Genomic DNA, 17,783 nt, shown 5'->3' on the forward strand with positions numbered 1-17,783 from the left:
GCTAGACTTCCGCTTCAATCACGGAGATTTACATGAGCATCACAGTCGAAGACGTCAAGACAGCCCTGTCCAGGGTGATCGACCCGAATACCACGAAGGATTTCATCGCCACCAAGTCGGTCCGCAACCTGAAGATCGACAATGGCACGATTTCGCTGGACATCGAGCTGGGTTATCCGGCGAAGAGCCAGCTCGAACCGATCCGCGCCAGCGTGCTGGAAGCACTGCAGGGCCTTGGCCTGCCGGTCAGCCTGAACGTCTACAGCAAGATCATCGCGCACACGGTGCAGCGCGGCCTGAAGCCGCTGCCCAATGTGAAGAACATCATCGCCGTCGCTTCCGGCAAGGGTGGCGTTGGCAAATCGACCACCGCCGTCAACCTGGCGCTGGCGCTGGCCGCCGAGGGCGCGACCGTCGGCGTGCTGGACGCGGATATCTACGGCCCGTCGCAGCCGATGATGCTGGGCGTGTCCGGCCGGCCCATCACGAAGGATGGCAAGTCGATGGAACCGATGGAAAACCACGGCGTGCAGGTGTCGTCGATCGGCTTCCTGATCGATCCGGACGAGCCGATGGTGTGGCGCGGCCCGATGGTCACGCAGGCGCTGCAGCAATTGCTGGACCAGACCAACTGGCGCGACCTCGACTACCTCGTCATCGACATGCCGCCGGGCACCGGCGATATCCAGCTGACCCTGTCGCAGAAAGTGCCCGTGACCGGCGCGGTGATCGTGACCACGCCGCAGGACATCGCGCTGCTGGACGCGCGCAAGGGCCTGAAGATGTTCGAGAAGGTCGGCATCCCGATCCTGGGCGTGGTGGAAAACATGAGCACGCACATCTGCTCGAATTGCGGCCATGTCGAGGAAATCTTCGGCGCCGGCGGCGGCGAAAAGATGACGCAGGACTTCAAGGTCGATTTCCTGGGCAAGCTGCCGCTGAAAATGTCGATCCGCGAGCAGACCGATTCGGGCAAGCCCACGGTGGTGGCCGACCCGGACGGCCCGGTGGCGCAGATCTACAAGGAAATCGCCCGCAAGGTCGCCATCCGCGTGGCCGAGAAAGCCAAGGACATGACCAGCAAGTTCCCCACCATCGTCGTCAAGAACGACTGATGAAGGCTCTTGCGCTTGCCGGACTGGTTGCCGCCGCGCCGGCGTTCGCGCAGCAGGCCTGGCAACCGCAGGCCAGCGGCACGCAGGTGGAGCTGCGCGGCCTGTCCGTCGTGGGCCCCGCGGTGGCGTGGGCCAGCGGCGCGAAAGGCACCGTACTGCGCACCGTCGACGGCGGCACGTGGCAGGTGCTGGCCGTGCCGGGCGCGGAAAAGCTCGACTTTCGCGACATCCACGCGGCCGATGCTGACACGGCGATCGCCATGGGGGCCGGCCCCGGCGACGCGTCCCGCATCTACCGGACCACGGACGGCGGCGCAACGTGGCACCTGGCCATCACCAATCCCGATCCGCGCGGTTTCTGGGACGCGATCGCGTTCTGGGATGCGCGCCGCGGCATCCTGTTCGGCGATCCGGTCGATGGCCGTTTCCAGGTGCGCGTGACCAGCGACGGCGGTGCGACGTGGCAGGCCGTGGACGATGAAGGCCTGCGCGCGCTGCCCGGCGAGGGCGCGTTCGCGGCCAGCGGCACCTGTCTGGTGGTGGCCGGCAGCGGCGATGCGTGGTTCGCCACCGGCGGCGCGCTAACGCCGCGCGTGTTCCGTTCGAAGGACGGCGGCCGCACGTGGCAGGCCGCCGCCGTGCCGGTCGCCGCCGGGGCGCCCGCGCGCGGCCTGTTCTCCGTGGGCTTCCGCGATGCGCAGGTGGGTATCGCGGCGGGCGGCGACTACAAGGACGTGAACCTGGCGGGCGTGAACGGCGCCCGCACCGAGGATGGCGGCGCCAGCTGGACGCCCGTGCAGGTGCTGCCGGCCGGCTACATGTCAGTGGTGGTGCCCGTGCTTGGCGCGGCCGATGCGTTCGTGGCCGCCGGGCTGGCGGGATCGGGATACTCCGTCGACGCCGGCAGGAGCTGGAAGGTGCTCGACCGCACGCCCGTCAATACCGTCGGCTTCGCATCGCCGGCCGTGGGCTGGGCGGTGGGGCCGAAGGGCCTCGTCATGAAGTATGCCGGGGCGCCGCTGGTGAAGTGACACGGTAGAAGTGACACGGTAGGGCGGCAACCGGCGAGCGGCAATCGTTCGGCCCGGCGCCTTGCCGGACCGTGCTCGTGGAACACGCACTGCGCCTACTTTGCCTTGTCGAACGCCGTATCGAGACCCGGCGCCGTGATGCGCCCGCGGTCGTTGGTGGGGGCGAAACGCAGTTGCGCTTCCATCGACGTGACGAACCAGCTGCCGTCCGGCGCCGCATGCAGCGCTTCCGTTGCGCCGTCGCGCAGCGCGACGGTGAGCCCGTCGCCACTGCGGGCGATGGTGAAGTCACCCATCCCGTCGATCACGTATTTTCCAGGCAGTGCCGCCAGCGCGGCGGCCGGCGTGGCGATGGCGGTGCGCACTTTGGCGCGCTGCGTCGGCCACTCGTAGGCGGTGGCGACGGCGCGCACCAGGTCGCCGGCCAGTTCGCCGCCGCGGTCGCCGTTGGTCATCACCACCACGCCGTCGCCCCGTTCCGTGTAGGCAACCAGCACGTTCTGGTAGCCCGCGTTGGCGCCGCCGTGGCTGAACGACTGTGCCTGGCCCGTGCCGTCGATGCGCCAGCCGAGGCCGAAGTTCTCCAGCACCGGCGTCAGCATCAGCTGCGTCATCGATTGCGACAGGACCTTGTTCGACTGGCCCGCCGCCGACAGTTTCACTTCGATCGCCAGCTTCGCCAGGTCGGACGGCGTGGACCACAGGCCCGCGGCCGCCAGTTCCGGATACGTGTGCGGTCCGCCAGCGATCGGCTTGCCGGCCGCGTCGTGGGGCAGGGCGGCACGCGCCAGCAGTGCCGGCGGCAGCGGCTGGGCAAACGTGCTGTCGTTCATCGCCAGGGGGGCCAGCACGGCATCGTGCAGCAGCCTTGCGAAATCGCCCTTCGTGCCGCCTTTCGTATCGCCTTTCATACCGCCCTTCGTACGTTCTTCGATCACGTACTGGATGACTTCATAGCCGCCGCCCGAATAGCGCCACTTCGTGCCGGGCTTCGTCGACACATGCACGCCACGCGAATTCGATGGCGCCGCGCCATTCAGCAGCTGCACCAGCGTGGGCACCTTCGCGCCCGCCGCGTAGCCGGGAAAGCCGTGCACGGTGGTGCCGGCCGTATGCGACAGCAACTGGCGCAGCGTGACCGGGGAAGCGTCGACATTGTTCGGCAGCTTCCACCACCGCGTGTAGCCGTTGATGTCCGCGTCCAGCGCCAGGGTGCCGTGTTCCACCAGCTTCAGCGCGGCCAGCGCGGTGACCGGCTTGCTGATCGACCCGGCCTGGAACAGCGTGGCCGGCGTGACGGTCGGGCCGCCCGGCGTGACCACGCCATAGCCCTTTGCCCATTCGATCTCGCCGGCATGGATCACGGCGATGCTGGCGCCCGGCACGCCGAGCCGGGCCATTTCATCGGCCAGCCGCCGCTTCACGGGCGGGGCACCGGCGATCGCCACGGCCGGCTGCAGGCCGGTTTCGACGGCGGCGATGCGGGCGGCGAGGCCGGGACTGTCGGCGGCCAGCGCGGGCAGTGCACAGCACAGGAGGGGGAAGAGCAGCAAACGCGATGGATGGTTCAAGGGCGGGCTCCGCAAGTCTGGGGACGTCCGAGTATAAGTCAGATGCGAGTTAAAATAGCCCCTTTATACCTATCGCCCCAGACTGAAATGACCTCTGCTCCAGCCAACACGCCAGCCACCCCGGTCCGTACCCGTTTTGCCCCGAGCCCGACCGGCTTCCTCCACCTGGGCGGCGCCCGCACGGCGCTGTATTCGTGGGCCTACGCGCGCCACTTCGGCGGCACCTTCGTGCTGCGCATCGAGGATACCGACCTGGAACGCTCCACGCCGGAAGCCGTGCAGGCGATCATCGACGGCATGCAGTGGCTGGGCCTGGACCATGACGAAGGCCCGTTCTACCAGATGCAGCGGATGGACCGCTACCGCGAGGTGATCGGCCAGATGCTGGAAGCGGGCACCGCCTATCACTGCTACTGCACGCCGGAAGAAGTGGAAGCGATGCGCGAGCGCCTGCGCGCGGCCGGCGAAAAACCGCGCTATGACGGTACCTGGCGCCCGGAAGAGGGCAAGGCCCTGCCGGCCATTCCGGAAGGCCGCAAGCCGGTCGTGCGTTTCAAGAACCCGCTGGACGGCGACGTCACGTGGAACGACGTGGTGAAAGGCCCGATCACGATCTCCAACCGGGAACTGGACGACCTCGTCATCGCCCGCACCGATGGCACGCCCACCTACAATTTCTGCGTGGCCGTGGATGACTGGGACATGCGCATCACCCACGTGCTGCGCGGCGACGACCACGTGAACAACACGCCCCGCCAGATCAACATCCTGCGCGCGATCGGCGCCGAGTTGCCCGCCTATGGCCACCTGCCGATGATCCTCGGTTCGGATGGCCAGAAGCTGTCGAAGCGCCACGGCGCCGTCAGCGTGATGGAATACCCGGCGCAGGGCTTCCTGCCGGAAGCGATGCTGAACTACCTGGCGCGCCTGGGCTGGAGCCATGGCGACGATGAGGTGTTCTCGATGGCACAGTTCTGCGAATGGTTCAACCTCGAACACCTGACGGCGTCGCCGGCGCAGTTCAACAATGAAAAGCTGGCCTGGCTGAACAACCACTGGATCAAGCAGGCCGACAATGCGCGCCTGGCTGAACTGGCACGACCGCGCATGGTCGAAGCGGGTGCGGCGTTCGATGGTGCACCTGAGGTGGCCACCGTGCTGGCGCTGTTCAAGGAGCGCGCCAATACCGTCAACGAACTGGCCGATGCGGCCATGCTGTTCTACCGCGACCCGCAGCCGGACGCCGCGCTGATGACGCAGCACTTCACCGATGCCGTGAAGCCGGCGCTGGCCCTGTTCGCCGAGCGCATCGCCACGGTCGAGTGGACCAAGGAAGCGATCGCCGCGATGATCAAGGAGGTACTGGCCGCCAATGGTTTGAAGATGCCACAGCTGGCCATGCCGCTGCGCCTCATCATCACGGGCCAGTTGCAGACGCCGGCAATCGACGCCGTGCTGCAGTTGTTTGGCCGCGATGTGGTGCTGGCCCGCGTGGGGAAATACCTCTGAAAATCTTTCATTCGGGTATTTGCGTTTTCTCAAACCGCTGCTATACTTCTGTCTCTTCGCAAACGGGGGTATAGCTCAGCTGGGAGAGCGCTTGCATGGCATGCAAGAGGTCAGCGGTTCGATCCCGCTTACCTCCACCAGTTTGGCGAAGATGTAGAGTGGTAAAGCAGTACGGTAGTTCCGGGTCCCCATCGTCTAGAGGCCTAGGACATCACCCTTTCACGGTGAGTACCGGGGTTCGAATCCCCGTGGGGACGCCAAGATTTGGCAGTTGTAGTGGTAGTCGAAGTTTGTTGTAACTGTCGCGGCACGTTGTAATGCCAGTCGCGGCGGTGGTAACAAAGGTCGCGAAAGCGGCTTTTATTTTGTCTGTGCCAGGGGGTATAGCTCAGCTGGGAGAGCGCTTGCATGGCATGCAAGAGGTCAGCGGTTCGATCCCGCTTACCTCCACCAACGGCGCAGATGAAGATGTAGTGGTTGTAGCGGCAGTCCAGGGTCCCCATCGTCTAGAGGCCTAGGACATCACCCTTTCACGGTGAGTACCGGGGTTCGAATCCCCGTGGGGACGCCAGCAGCATGGCAGCAGAAGTGGCATTAGATTGTCTGGTCCAGAGGGGGTATAGCTCAGCTGGGAGAGCGCTTGCATGGCATGCAAGAGGTCAGCGGTTCGATCCCGCTTACCTCCACCACGGAGCAGACAAGCAGTAGCAGCAGTATCGGAAGTCCGCGGTCCCCATCGTCTAGAGGCCTAGGACATCACCCTTTCACGGTGAGTACCGGGGTTCGAATCCCCGTGGGGACGCCAGAGCAGTACCAGTGATGAAGCCGCCATGCGCGGCTTTTTTGTTGTCCGCAGCATTCTTCCGTGGCACCGCCGAGGTTCCCGCGAAGTTCCCCCGTAGTTCCCCTTCCAATAAAAAATTCTCTCCTTGCTCCGGCACGGTTCCGGCCTACACTCAAAGTATCCCTCGTTGTGCATGCATTGAGGAGGCGCATATGGAACATCACAGGCATGGAGCCAACCTCGGGTCGCATCTGGGCTCGAACTTGCGCTCGGTTCTCGGTTCATATTTCCACGGCGTGCGTCTGCAGTCGCACCGCTGGGCGGCGCGCGAGCCCGACTGGGTGATCGGCGCCCTGGCCGGCTTTGGTGCCGGCGGCATCGTGATGGTGATCGAGCTGGCCTTCGCGGCCGCCTTCGGCACCGATCCTTGGCGCACGCCGCGGCTGGTTGCCGCCATGGTGCTCGGTTCGCCTGTGCTGCAAGTGGGCGGCTACAGCCTCGAAGTGGTCGTTGCCGCGCTCTCCGTCCATTACCTGCTCGGTACCTTCTTCGGCCTTGTGCTCGCCGCGCTCATGGCACCGTTCCGTCTCGATTCCAGTGTCGTCATGGCCGTCGTGTCCGGTGCAGTGTTCGGCCTGCTGCTGTATCTGTTCAATTTCTATGTGATCACGAGCGTGCTGCCCTGGTTCGCCGAAATGCGGGGATGGGTGACCGTGCTGGGCCACGTCGAATTCGGGGTAATGGCGGGGCTCATCTACCGCGTGCTGGAACGGCGGCGCTGAGGCGGCCATGGCCATTGCGATGGCGTGGGTCCTCGTGCTGATTGCTGTCGGGGCGGTGGTGTTCCACTTCGCCAGCCCCTGGCAGGTCACGCAGATCGCGTCGAACTGGCATGCGATGGACGATGCGCTGTGGCTGACCTTCGTCCTCACGGGTGTGGCGTTCGTCGCGCTGCACCTGTTTGTCGCCTATGCGCTGGTGCGCTTTCGGCACCGCGCCGGGCACCGGGCCTCGGCCGAGCATGGCAATCGCAAGCTCGAATGGTGGCTGATCGGCATCACCACGGCCGCCATCATCGGCCTGCTGGCGCCGGGCCTCACGGTGTATGCGCGCCTGATCGATCCGCCGCCCGATGCGCAGGTATTCGAAGTGATGGGCCGGCAATGGCAGTGGCACTACCGCTTACCGGGGCGGGATGGCAGGCTGGGCGCCGCGGAGACACGCTTCATCACGGCCACGAATCCTTTCGGCATCGATCCGCAGGATGCCCGCGGCCAGGATGACGTGCTGGTGCAGGGCGAGGAGCTGCACCTGCCACTGAACCGCCCGGTGCGCGCGCAGCTGCGCGCGCAGGATGTGCTGCACGATTTCTACGTGCCGCAATTCCGCACCCGCATGAACATGGTGCCCGGCATGACCACGCAGTTCTGGTTCACACCCGAGCGCACCGGGCGCTACGAGGTGCTGTGCGCGCAGCTGTGCGGCGTGGGGCATTCGAACATGCGCAGCTGGGTCGTCATCGACGAACCCGCTGCATATGCGGACTGGGTGGCGAAGCAGCCGACCTTCGGCGGCGGCGCCGGGCCCGGCGGTGTGGCGGGCGCCCCGGGCGGCCCGGCGGAACCCGGCAAGGTGGGGCGGCTTCTTGCGCAGCAAAAGGGCTGCATCGCGTGCCACAGCGTGGATGGCAGCCGCGGCGTGGGGCCGTCGTGGAAAGGCCTGTATGGCAGCGCGGAGGCACTGGAAGGCGGCGGCACCGTGAAGGTGGACGATGCTTACCTGAAGCAGGCGATCAATGCGCCGCAGGCCAGCATCGTGCGCGGCTATCCGCCCGTGATGCCGCCGGCCGGGCTCAGCGATGCGGAGCTGGCGGCCGTCGTCGAATACATCAAGTCCGTACATTGAGTTCCGCACCAGGCTTTGCGCCGCCACCGTGGAGGGCACATGTCCGACGACATCAAGGATCGACCCGGCGAATTGCACGACGAGGGTGAGGGCCCGGCCGGCCAGGCCGGCGGCGATGCGCACGCGGCGCACGGCCCGTCGGGGTTCTGGACGCGCTACGTGTGGAGCCAGGACCATAAAGTGATCGCCATCCAGTACACGCTGACGGCGCTGGTGGTAGGGGTGATCGGCATCGTGCTGTCCGACCTGATGCGCCTGCAGCTGGGCTTTCCCGGGAAGTTCGAGTTCATCGACCCGGCCAGCTATTACCAGTACATCACGATGCACGGCATGATCATGGTGATCTACCTGCTGACGGCGATCTTCCTGGGCGGCTTCGGCAACTACCTGATCCCGCTGATGGTGGGCGCGCGCGACATGGTGTTTCCCTACCTGAACATGCTCAGCTTCTGGTTCTACCTGGCAGCCGTGCTGATCCTCATTGCCAGCTTCTTCGTGCCGGGCGGGCCCACGGGCGCGGGCTGGACGCTGTATCCGCCGCAGGCCATCCTGCCCGGCACGCCGGGCGTGGAGAGGGGCATCGTCGTCATGCTCGTGTCGCTGCTCGTGTTCATCGCCGCCGCCACCATGGGCGGGCTCAACTACGTGACGACGATCCTGCAGGCGCGCACCCGCGGCATGACGCTGATGCGCATGCCGCTGACCGTGTGGGGGATCTTCATCGCCACGATCCTCGCGCTGCTGGCCTTTCCCGCGCTGTTCGTGTCCGGCGTGATGATGCTGCTCGACCGCGTGGTGGGCACGAGCTTCTTCATGCCGGCGATCGTGTCGATGGGCCAGCCGCTGGGCTACAGCGGCGGCAGCCCGTTGCTGTTCCAGCACCTGTTCTGGTTTTTCGGCCACCCCGAGGTGTATATCGTGGCGCTGCCCGCGTTCGGCATCATTTCCGACCTGATCAGCGTGCACGCGCGCAAGTGCATCTTCGGCTACCGCATGATGGTGTGGGCGATCGTGATCATCGGCGCGCTGTCGTTCGTCGTGTGGGCGCACCACATGTACGTGTCCGGCATGCACCCGTGGTTCGGTTTCTTCTTCGCGGTCAGCACGCTCGTGATCGCCGTGCCCACGGCACTGAAGGTCTACAACTGGACACTGACCCTGTGGCGCGGCGACATCCACCTGACCGTGCCGATGCTGTTCGCGCTGGGCTTCATCAGCACCTTCCTGATCGGCGGGCTGACGGGCCTGTTCCTGGGCAATGTCAGCGTGGACATCCCGCTGTCCAACACGTATTTCGTCGTGGCCCATTTCCACATGGTGATGGGCGTGTCGCCGGTGCTGGCCGTGTTCGGCGGCCTCTACCACTGGTACCCGAAGGTCACGGGGCGGATGTACCACGAACTGCTGGCGCAACTGCATTTCTGGATCACGTTCCTGGGCGCGTACGCAATCTTCTTTCCGATGCACTATCTGGGCCTGCTCGGCATGCCGCGCCGCTACTACGCCTACGACAACTACAACTTCATCCCGCCATCGGCGCAATCGTTGAACGCGTTCATCACCGTGGCCGCGCTCGTCGTCGGCCTCGCGCAACTCCTGTTCCTCGCAAACCTCGCGTGGAGCGCGCGGCGCGGCAAGCCCGCGGGTGCCAACCCCTGGCGTGCCGGCAGCCTGGAATGGCAGACGCCGCAAACGCCGCCCGCGCACGGCAATTGGGGGCCGCAATTGCCCGTGGTGTACCGCGGGCCGTATGGCTACGGTCGTGGCGGGCCGGAAGAGCCCCTGTCCGAGGATTACCTGCCGCAGAACGTGGGGCCGGAAGAGCTCGACGATGAGACAGGGCGCGCCAGCAAGCCGACCCCGGGCCCGGCCGGCACGAACGAAGGAGGGCAACGAACATGAAGATGCGCCTGCTGTGGTATTGCGATCCACGATGCCCGTTCCAGCCGGACGGCTACTGGCCCGGTTCCGGCCCGGCGCCGTACGGCACCCGCGAAGTGGGGTTGTGGACATTCATCGGTGTCGTCTGCATGCTGTTCGCGCTGTTCGGCGCGGCATACCTGATGCGTATCGGCTACGAGGACTGGCGCCTGCTGCCGCCCGTGCCGTGGCAGTTGTGGCTGTCGACGGCATTGTTGGGCGCCGCCGACGCGGCATTGCTGTTCGGGGCGCGGGCGGCGCAGCGGCGGTGCCCGCGGCGCGCCAGGCGGCTCGGCGTGCTGGGGTGGGGATTGTCCGCCACATTCGTCGCGAGCCAATCGTGGGCCTGGGCCGCCATGGCGGCGCAGCGGGTCGACATCACGGCCGGGCCGGCCGCCGGGTTCTTCTACATGCTGACCGGTTTGCATGCGGTGCACGTGATGGGTGGCATGGTGGCGGCCGCCTGGGTGCTGGCGCGTGCGCGGCAAGGCGACGATGTCCGGCTTGGCCAGGCTCTGTCGTTGTGTGCCCGCTATTGGCACGCCTTGCTCGTGCTGTGGTGTGCGGTGTTCGGCCTGCTGTTCGGCATGACGCCGGAACTGGTGCGCGACGTGTGCGCGGCGGTCGGCATCACGGTGCGCTGAGGGAGGCATGATGTCCACACAGCCAGAAGCCGCCGCCGCGCCTGTGCCCGCGCCCGTGCCATCAGGCCGTGGCTGGCCCGCGCTTGCCGCCGACCTGTCCAGCGACCGGCAGATGTTCCACGTCCCCTGGGGCAAGGCGATGATGTGGTTCTTCCTGCTCAGCGATACCTTCATCTTTGGCACGTTCCTCACCGGCTACATGGCGGTGCGGATGGCCAGCACGACACCGTGGCCGAACCCGAGCGAGGTCTTCGCGCTGACGATCGGCGGCGCGCACCTGCCGCTGATCCTGATCGCGATCATGACGTTCGTGCTGATCTCGAGCAGCGGCTCGATGGCGATGGCCGTCAATTACGCCTACCGGGGCAACCGGCGGCGCTGCGCCGCACTGATGGCGCTGACCGCCGCGTTCGGGGCATTGTTCGTGGGCATGCAGGTCTTCGAGTGGAGCAAGCTGATCGCGGAAGGCGTACGGCCGTGGGGCAACCCGATGGGCGCGGCGCAGTTCGGCGCCAGCTTCTTCATGATCACGGGTTTTCACGGCTTGCACGTGACGGCCGGGGTGATCTACCTCTCGATCGTGGCGCGGCGCGTGGCCCGCGGCGCCTATGAGCGCAAGGGCTATGGCATCGTCGAGATCGCGGGGCTGTACTGGCACTTCGTCGACCTGGTCTGGGTCTTCATCTTTGCCTTGTTCTACCTGTGGTAAGGAGGTCGCAATGGAAGGGCAGCAGCATCCGGTAGCGTTGTACCTGAAGGTGTGGGGCCTGCTGTTCGTGCTCAGCGCCCTGTCTTATCTTGTCGACCTGCTGCACGTGCAAGGCATGCTGCGATGGACATTGATCCTGGCGCTCATGATGGCGAAGGCCGCGCTGATCGTCGCCGTCTTCATGCACCTGCGCTGGGAGCGGCTGGCGCTGGTCTGCGTGGTGGTGATTCCGCCCGCGGCGCTGCTTGTACTGGCGGGCATGATGGCGGCGGAATCCGATTATGTCTTCGCGCTGCGTAGCGCCACTGTCCGGTAAGCGTGCCTCAGCAATCACAGCCGGCAACCCGCCTTGCCGGACAGTACGAGTTTCACCCTTGTAACGGCGCCGAGCGCGGTGCTATAATGCGCGCACGCTTTTACGACGTCCCCATCGTCTAGAGGCCTAGGACATCACCCTTTCACGGTGAGTACCGGGGTTCGAATCCCCGTGGGGACGCCAAGGTTTGCAAGAATCGGTTTATACGGTTTCATGCGGCCGGATCGAAGTCAGATAAGTAAAGCCAGATCAAGTAAAGCCAGATCAAGTAAAGCCAGTCCAGGGTCCCCATCGTCTAGAGGCCTAGGACATCACCCTTTCACGGTGAGTACCGGGGTTCGAATCCCCGTGGGGACGCCAAGAATATCCAGTGATGCCGATATCGCGTCGCACTGATATCGAGTCACACTGCAAAAGCCGCAAAAGAGTTTTCTTTGCGGCTTTTTGCTTTTTCATCTTTCCCCGCTCATGAGTCAACCCGTCACGCTGGCGCTGTTCTGCAAGGTCGTCGATAACTATGGCGACATCGGCATTTGCTGGCGCCTCGCGCGGCAACTGGTGCACGAGCATGGTATCGCCGTAACGCTGTGGGTCGACGACATGCACAGCTTTGCCCGCATCTGCCCGCGGGTCGATCCGCACGTGGCCGCCCAGCAGGTGGAAGGCGTCGCCGTCTATCACTGGCGCGACCAGGAAGGCACGTACTTCGCGGAAGATGTCGCCGACATCGTCATCGAGTTCTTCGCGGTGGACATCCCGCCCGGGTACGTCACGGCGATGGCGCAGCGGCCCGTCAAGCCGGTGTGGCTGAACCTGGAAGGCTTGACGGCCGAGGAATGGGTCGAAGGCTGCCACACGCTCCCATCCATGCACCCGCGCCTGCCGCTGACAAAGCATTTCTTTTTCCCTGGTTTCAAGGGCAAGACCGGCGGCCTGCCGCGCGAAGCCGGGCTCTTCGGCGAGCGCGACCGGTTCCAGCAGGACCCTGCGGCGGTGGCGGCCTTCCTGGGCGCCCTCGGCCTCGACGCTGCCGAGCAGGCGGCCTGCAAGGTATCGCTGTTCTGCTATCCGCATGCACCCGTGGCGAGCCTGTTCGACGCATGGCAACGGGGCGGGGCGCCGGTGGCATGCCTGGTGCCGGAGGGTGTGGCGAAGGACGAGGTGCGCGCTTTCCTTGGCGCCGAACCGGTGGCCGGCGCCGTTCGCACGCAGGGCATGCTCACGGTGCGCGTGCTGCCGTTCGTGCCGCAGCCCGATTACGACCGGTTGCTGTGGGCGTGCGATGTCAATATCGTGCGCGGCGAGGATTCCTTCGTGCGGGCGCAATGGGCAGGCCGCCCATTTGCCTGGCATATTTATCCGCAGGATGAAAACCTGCACCATAAAAAACTGCGTGCCTTTATTGCACGGTATTGCGCGCCACAATATGGCGCCGCGCTGGATGGTGCCTCGCCGGATAATGCTGCTGCGGGCCGGCCGGATGCGAACGCGCTTGAACGACTCATGCTGGCCTTGAATGGCGTGGTCGAGGAAACGGATTGGCTGCCGTTGTGGCAAGCCTTGTCCGGCAGTCTCGAACCATTGGCATGCCGCTCTGCCAATTGGCAAAAAGCGCTGTTGGAAAATGGCGACCTGGCGTCGAATCTGCTGACATTCGCACGTTCCGTGCGATAGGCGCCGTATCAAGAACATGGTATGATGAGCGGTTACTGAAACCCATATTTAGTAGGTACTCCCTCTTATGAAACCCGCAAAAGAAATTCGTGTTGGCAACATCATCATGGTTGACGCCAAGCCCTTCATCGTGCTGCGCTCCGACGTCAATGGTTCGAGCCGCACGGGCTTCACCTACAAGTGGAAGATGAAGAATCTTCTGACGAACGCTCCGCTGGAAAACGTCTTCCGCGGCGACGACAAATTCGACGTGGTCGTGCTGGACAAGAAGCCGGTGACCTATTCGTACTTCGCCGATCCGCTGTACGTGTTCATGGATGAAGAGTACAACCAGTACGAAATCGAAGAAGAAAACCTGGGCGACGCGCTGAACTACCTGAAAGACGGTATGGCATGCGAAGCCGTTTTCTATGACGGCAAGGCCATCTCCGTTGAACTGCCGACCACCATCGTGCGCCAGATCGTTTACTCGGAACCGGCCGTCAAGGGCAATACGTCGGGTAACGTGCTGAAGGAAGCCAAGATCGAAAACGCGATCGAATCGAAGCAGCACACCGTGCAGGTTCCCCTGTTCGTGAGCCAGGACGATTCCATCGAAATCGATACCCGCACCAACGAATACAAGCGCGTGATCCGCAACTAAGCCATTCGCGCCGCTTCCAAAGAACGCTGCCTCGCGCAGCGTTTTTTTTTCGCCCACCATAACGCGTCAGATCCGCCAATCCCCCAGTCCAGCAATGTTTCCTGAAACCGGGGTCAGACCCCGATTCCGGGAAACATTGCCAGCAACCGGGGTCTGACCCCGAAGTAGAGCAATATTGCCTGAAATCGGGGTCTGACCCCGGGGTGAACGAGCACGGCGCGCACAGCGTCACGTGTTGCAAAAACTTCGGGGACAGTCCCCTCTGGAGGGACTGTCCCTGGTGTTGCTTTACAACCAGCTCAGCAGTGGAGGGCTGGACGTCAGGCGGGGCCGCGCCATTCGGTCAGGTAGTGCTGCGGGGTCTTGCCGAGCAGGCGCCGGAACATGCTCGTGAAGGCGCTGGGGCTCGCATAGCCGAGGGTGGCGGCAATGCTGCCCACGCTTTCGCCGCGCGCGAGCAACGGGAACGCGTGGGCGAGGTGTACCTGCTGCACCCATTGCCGGTAGTGCAGCCCGGTTTCTTTTGGAAACAGCCGGATCAGCGTGCGGGCGCTGGCGCCGGCATCGCGCGCGCGGTCTTCGAGAGGCCGGCGGCTACCAGGGTGGTCCATGATGTCGGTGCATAGCGCGCGCAGGCGCCGGTCGCGTGGCCAGGGGACGGCGATCGGCACGGTTTCCATTGATGCCAGTTCCGACAGGATCAATTGCGCCAGCTGCTCACCGCGGCCCGGGGCCGCATAGTCCACCGGCTCGGCCGACAATGCCAGGATCAGCTCACGCAGCAGGGCACTGACTTCCAGCACGCGGCACCCGTCGACAAGCCCGGCGGCGGCCTGGGCATCGATATACAGCGTGCGCATGTTGACGCGCGAAAGCATCGTCAGCTCGTGCACGATGCCCGGTGCGATCAGCAGCGCCCGCCGCGGCGGGATGATCCACACCCCCAGGCCCGTGCGTACCCGTACCACGCCCTCGCTGGCATACAGCAGTTGTACCCAGGGATGGCTGTGCGGCACCACGTGCTCGCCATGCTGCGCTTCGGAAGGCACGGCGGTGACCGCGCGGGGCAGGGCTGTAAACCTGGGGCAATAGAGGGGCGAGGGCAGGAGTGTCACTTTGGCGACGATCATTGGAAGAAGCGTTCGGTCCCTACATATTACACTGGCATACCTTTCATCGATATCGCCGCCATGCTCCCCGCTTCCATCGCCCCGACTGCTGTTTCGCCCCCGTCCAGCGCCACCGCCGTGTCGCCCGCACAGCAGGGTGCCGTGCTGCAGATCCTGTTCTCCGTTGCTTTCGTCCACCTGCTCAACGATTGCGTGCAGGCCGTGCTGCCGTCCATCTACCCATTGCTGAAGGACCAGTTCGCGCTGAGTTTTACGCAAGTGGGCCTGATCACCTTGACGTTCCAGTGCACCGCCTCGCTGCTGCAGCCGTGGATCGGCCTGTACACGGACAAGCGCCCGCTGCCGTTCCTGCTGCCGATCGGCATGTGCGTGACGCTGGCCGGCGTGGGCCTGCTGGCGACCGCGAACACGTTCGGCATGCTGCTGCTGGCCGCCGGGATGATCGGCGTCGGTTCGTCGACGTTCCATCCGGAGGCGTCGCGCGTGGCGCGGCTGGCGTCCGGCGGCCGCTTCGGCTTCGCGCAATCGCTGTTCCAGGTGGGCGGCAACATCGGCTCGGCGCTGGGCCCGCTGCTGGCCGCCGCCATCATCGTCGGCCACGGGCAGGGCAAGATCGCGTGGTTCATGCTGCTGGTACTGGTCGCGGTGGTGGTGCTGGTGAGCGTCAGTCGCTGGTACGGCAGCCACCTGAAAAGCGCGGTGCGCAAGGCGGCCGTGCAGCACGCGGCGCCGCTGCCGCGCGGCCGCGTGATTGCCGCGATGGCGGTGCTGGCAATGCTGGTATTCTCGAAATACATCTACATGGCCAGCCTGTCGAGCTATTACACGTTCTACCTGATCGAGAAATTCCACGTATCGGTCGACGCGGCGCAGATGTACCTGTTCCTGTTCCTTGCCGCGGTGGCCGCAGGCACGTTTGCCGGCGGCCCGATCGGCGACCGCATCGGCCGCAAGCGCGTGATCTGGGTATCGATCCTGGGTGCCGCGCCGTTCACGCTGGCGCTGCCGTATGTCGACCTGGCATGGACGGCCGTGCTGTCGGTGGTGATCGGGCTGGTGATGTCGTCGGCATTTTCCGCGATCGTCGTGTTCGCGCAGGAGCTGGTGCCGGGCAAGCCCGGCATGATTGCCGGGATCTTCTTCGGGCTGATGTTCGGCGTGAGCGGCATTGGCGCCGCGGCGATGGGCCACATCGCCGACGTGTCCGGCATCGAGTACGTCTACCGGATCGCGTCGTTCCTGCCGCTGCTGGGGTTCCTCGCGGCGCTGCTGCCGAAGATGGAGCGCTGAAGACGGCGGATCGCAGGCAGGGAGCAAACTCCCTGCATTCCTGCAAAGTCAGATGTCGATGAAGCGCATCTTGAAGTTGCGGCCCTTGAAGCTGCCGAAGTCGCCAGCCAGGTTGCTGGCGGCGCTCAGGCGGTCGAACGCTTCATAGGCCACGCGGCGGTCGATCGCCACATAGGTCTGGAATTCCGTCACGTTGATCTTGCCCACGTGTTCCTTGGCCAGCTTCGCATCGCCGGTCAGCGCGCCCAGCACGTCGCCGGCGCGCAGCTTGTCCTTCTTGCCGCCGCTGATGCACAGCGTGAGCATCGGTGCAGGATCGCCGTGACCAGGATCGTCTGCGTCCAGTTCCGCCAGTTCGTGCCATTCGGCCGGCGTGTTCTGGTATTCCTCGATCAGCTTGACCCACTTCTTTTCGTTCGGCGCGCACAGCGTCAGCGACAGGCCGCTGCCACCGGCGCGACCCGTGCGGCCGATGCGGTGTACGTGCACCTCGGCGTCCTTCGACACGTCGGCGTTGATCACCGCTTCCAGGTCGGTGATGTCCAGTCCCCGCGCGGCCACGTCGGTGGCCACGAGGATCTGGCAGCTGCGGTTGGAGAACAGCACGAGGATCTCGTCGCGTTCGCGCTGTTCCAGTTCCCCGTACAGCGCCAGCGCCGAGAAGCCCTGCGCGCGCAGCGTTTCCACCAGTTCGCGGCAATGCGCCTTCGTATTGCAGAAGATGATCGCGGACGCGGGCTTGAAGTGCCGCAGCAGCCGCGCCACCGTCTCGTCGCGCGAGTCGAAACCGATCTCGTAGAAGCGCTGCTCGATCGTCAGCGACGTGTGCTGTGCTTCGATCACCACCTCCACCGGGTCGGCCAGGAAGGCTTCGGTGGCGTGGCGGATATCGTCCGGGTAGGTCGCCGAGAACAGCAGTGTCTGGCGGCGCTTCGGGCATTCCTTCACGATCGCCGCGATGTCGTCGTAGAAGCCCATGTCGGTCATGCGGTCCGCTTCGTCGAGCACGAGGGTGCGGATAGACGACAGGTCGAGCGTCTGCCGCGACAGGTGGTCGCGGATCCTGCCCGGCGTGCCGACGACGACATGGGCACCATGTTCCAGCGAGGCGATCTGCGGCCGCATGGGCGAGCCGCCCGTCAGCACCAGCACCTTCAGGTTGGCGATGCTGCGGCCGAGCCGGCGCAGTTCGTTCGCCACCTGGTCCGCCAGTTCGCGGGTGGGGCACATCACCAGCGCCTGTGTGGCGAACCAGGCGGGGTTGATGGTGTACAGCAGGCCGATGCCGAAGGCGGCGGTCTTGCCGCTGCCGGTCTGCGCCTGGGCGATCAGGTCGCGGCCTTCGAGCACGGGCGGCAGGCTCTGCGCCTGGATCGGCGTCATCGTGGTGTAGCCCAGCGTGTCGAGGTTGGCGAGAAACGCGTCGTGCAGGGGCAGGGAGGCAAAGGAAGTCATGGCGGGCCCGTGGGCAAAAGGGTAAATCAGTCTAACAGAGCGGCAGGATTCTACCGCTACAACCATCGGTGGCTTATCGGGCCACAC

At 65.1% G+C, this 17,783-nt stretch carries 15 protein-coding genes and 8 tRNA genes; 20 read left to right on the forward strand and 3 right to left on the reverse strand.

Features of this window, described 5'->3' with window-relative positions; translation table 11 throughout:
- Positions 1-32: 32 nt before the first annotated feature.
- On the forward strand, positions 33-1,115 hold the full coding sequence (gene apbC, locus EWM63_RS21835; RefSeq protein ID WP_130188423.1) for an iron-sulfur cluster carrier protein ApbC: 1,083 nt from the start codon (positions 33-35) through the stop codon (positions 1,113-1,115).
- Entirely contained in the window at positions 1,115-2,146 is a 1,032-nt protein-coding gene (locus EWM63_RS21840) for a WD40/YVTN/BNR-like repeat-containing protein (RefSeq protein WP_130188424.1), read from the forward strand. Before apbC ends, EWM63_RS21840 begins: the two co-directional genes overlap by 1 nt.
- 95 nt (positions 2,147-2,241) lie before the next feature.
- Here EWM63_RS21840 and EWM63_RS21845 read toward each other — a convergent pair whose 3' ends face one another.
- Entirely contained in the window at positions 2,242-3,717 is a 1,476-nt protein-coding gene (locus EWM63_RS21845) for a serine hydrolase domain-containing protein (RefSeq protein WP_130188425.1), read from the reverse strand.
- An 87-nt stretch (positions 3,718-3,804) separates the two neighbouring features.
- On the opposite strand from EWM63_RS21845, the gene gltX reads away from it, so the two are divergent.
- The 17 genes from gltX to EWM63_RS21930 all read left to right on the forward strand — a co-directional run bounded on the left by gltX (position 3,805) and on the right by EWM63_RS21930 (position 13,821).
- Positions 3,805-5,226 (forward strand): glutamate--tRNA ligase, encoded by a 1,422-nt coding sequence (gltX, locus tag EWM63_RS21850; protein WP_130188426.1) that lies wholly within the window; start codon positions 3,805-3,807, stop codon positions 5,224-5,226.
- 64 nt (positions 5,227-5,290) lie between these two features.
- Positions 5,291-5,366: transfer RNA gene (locus EWM63_RS21855), tRNA-Ala, on the forward strand.
- 44 nt (positions 5,367-5,410) lie between these two features.
- Positions 5,411-5,486 (forward strand) — tRNA-Glu (locus tag EWM63_RS21860).
- 117 nt (positions 5,487-5,603) lie between these two features.
- Positions 5,604-5,679: transfer RNA gene (locus EWM63_RS21865), tRNA-Ala, on the forward strand.
- A gap of 42 nt (positions 5,680-5,721) precedes the next feature.
- Positions 5,722-5,797: transfer RNA gene (locus EWM63_RS21870), tRNA-Glu, on the forward strand.
- Positions 5,798-5,839: 42 nt separating this feature from the next.
- Positions 5,840-5,915: transfer RNA gene (locus tag EWM63_RS21875), tRNA-Ala, on the forward strand.
- A 40-nt stretch (positions 5,916-5,955) separates the two neighbouring features.
- Positions 5,956-6,031: transfer RNA gene (locus EWM63_RS21880), tRNA-Glu, on the forward strand.
- A 191-nt stretch (positions 6,032-6,222) separates the two neighbouring features.
- Positions 6,223-6,792 (forward strand): hypothetical protein, encoded by a 570-nt coding sequence (locus EWM63_RS21885; RefSeq protein WP_229487421.1) that lies wholly within the window; start codon positions 6,223-6,225, stop codon positions 6,790-6,792.
- A gap of 7 nt (positions 6,793-6,799) precedes the next feature.
- A complete protein-coding gene (locus tag EWM63_RS21890; protein ID WP_207221130.1) occupies positions 6,800-7,915 on the forward strand; it encodes a cytochrome c oxidase subunit II in 1,116 nt (371 codons plus the stop codon).
- A gap of 39 nt (positions 7,916-7,954) precedes the next feature.
- Positions 7,955-9,817, forward strand: a complete 1,863-nt coding sequence (ctaD, locus tag EWM63_RS21895) for a cytochrome c oxidase subunit I (protein ID WP_130188427.1) — start codon at positions 7,955-7,957, stop codon at positions 9,815-9,817.
- Positions 9,814-10,479, forward strand: coding sequence for a cytochrome c oxidase subunit 3 (locus tag EWM63_RS21900; protein WP_229487422.1), 666 nt, complete (start codon positions 9,814-9,816; stop codon positions 10,477-10,479). Before ctaD ends, EWM63_RS21900 begins: the two co-directional genes overlap by 4 nt.
- Positions 10,480-10,489: 10 nt before the next feature.
- Positions 10,490-11,188, forward strand: a complete 699-nt coding sequence (locus tag EWM63_RS21905) for a heme-copper oxidase subunit III family protein (RefSeq protein WP_130190537.1) — start codon at positions 10,490-10,492, stop codon at positions 11,186-11,188.
- Positions 11,189-11,198: 10 nt separating this feature from the next.
- Positions 11,199-11,504 (forward strand): cytochrome C oxidase subunit IV family protein, encoded by a 306-nt coding sequence (locus tag EWM63_RS21910; RefSeq protein WP_130188428.1) that lies wholly within the window; start codon positions 11,199-11,201, stop codon positions 11,502-11,504.
- A gap of 107 nt (positions 11,505-11,611) precedes the next feature.
- Positions 11,612-11,687: transfer RNA gene (locus EWM63_RS21915), tRNA-Glu, on the forward strand.
- A gap of 101 nt (positions 11,688-11,788) precedes the next feature.
- A tRNA-Glu gene (locus EWM63_RS21920) sits at positions 11,789-11,864 on the forward strand.
- A gap of 108 nt (positions 11,865-11,972) precedes the next feature.
- A complete protein-coding gene (gene earP, locus EWM63_RS21925; protein WP_130188429.1) occupies positions 11,973-13,178 on the forward strand; it encodes an elongation factor P maturation arginine rhamnosyltransferase EarP in 1,206 nt (401 codons plus the stop codon).
- Positions 13,179-13,245: 67 nt separating this feature from the next.
- A complete protein-coding gene (locus EWM63_RS21930) occupies positions 13,246-13,821 on the forward strand; it encodes an elongation factor P (RefSeq protein WP_130188430.1) in 576 nt (191 codons plus the stop codon).
- A gap of 320 nt (positions 13,822-14,141) precedes the next feature.
- Here EWM63_RS21930 and EWM63_RS21935 read toward each other — a convergent pair whose 3' ends face one another.
- Positions 14,142-14,951, reverse strand: a complete 810-nt coding sequence (locus EWM63_RS21935; protein ID WP_130188431.1) for an AraC family transcriptional regulator — start codon at positions 14,949-14,951, stop codon at positions 14,142-14,144.
- A 60-nt stretch (positions 14,952-15,011) separates the two neighbouring features.
- Between EWM63_RS21935 and EWM63_RS21940 the strand changes: the two genes are divergently transcribed.
- The gene (locus tag EWM63_RS21940; RefSeq protein ID WP_130188432.1) at positions 15,012-16,241 is read left to right on the forward strand and encodes an MFS transporter; all 1,230 of its coding nucleotides are present in this window, start codon (positions 15,012-15,014) and stop codon (positions 16,239-16,241) included.
- A 48-nt stretch (positions 16,242-16,289) separates the two neighbouring features.
- Here the strand turns inward: EWM63_RS21940 and dbpA are convergent, their stop codons facing one another.
- Complete coding sequence (gene dbpA, locus EWM63_RS21945) at positions 16,290-17,696, reverse strand: ATP-dependent RNA helicase DbpA (RefSeq protein WP_130188433.1); 1,407 nt, start codon at positions 17,694-17,696, stop codon at positions 16,290-16,292.
- Positions 17,697-17,783 lie beyond the last annotated feature (87 nt).

The organism is Pseudoduganella lutea, from assembly GCF_004209755.1.
GTDB classification, from domain to species: domain Bacteria; phylum Pseudomonadota; class Gammaproteobacteria; order Burkholderiales; family Burkholderiaceae_D; genus Rugamonas; species Rugamonas lutea.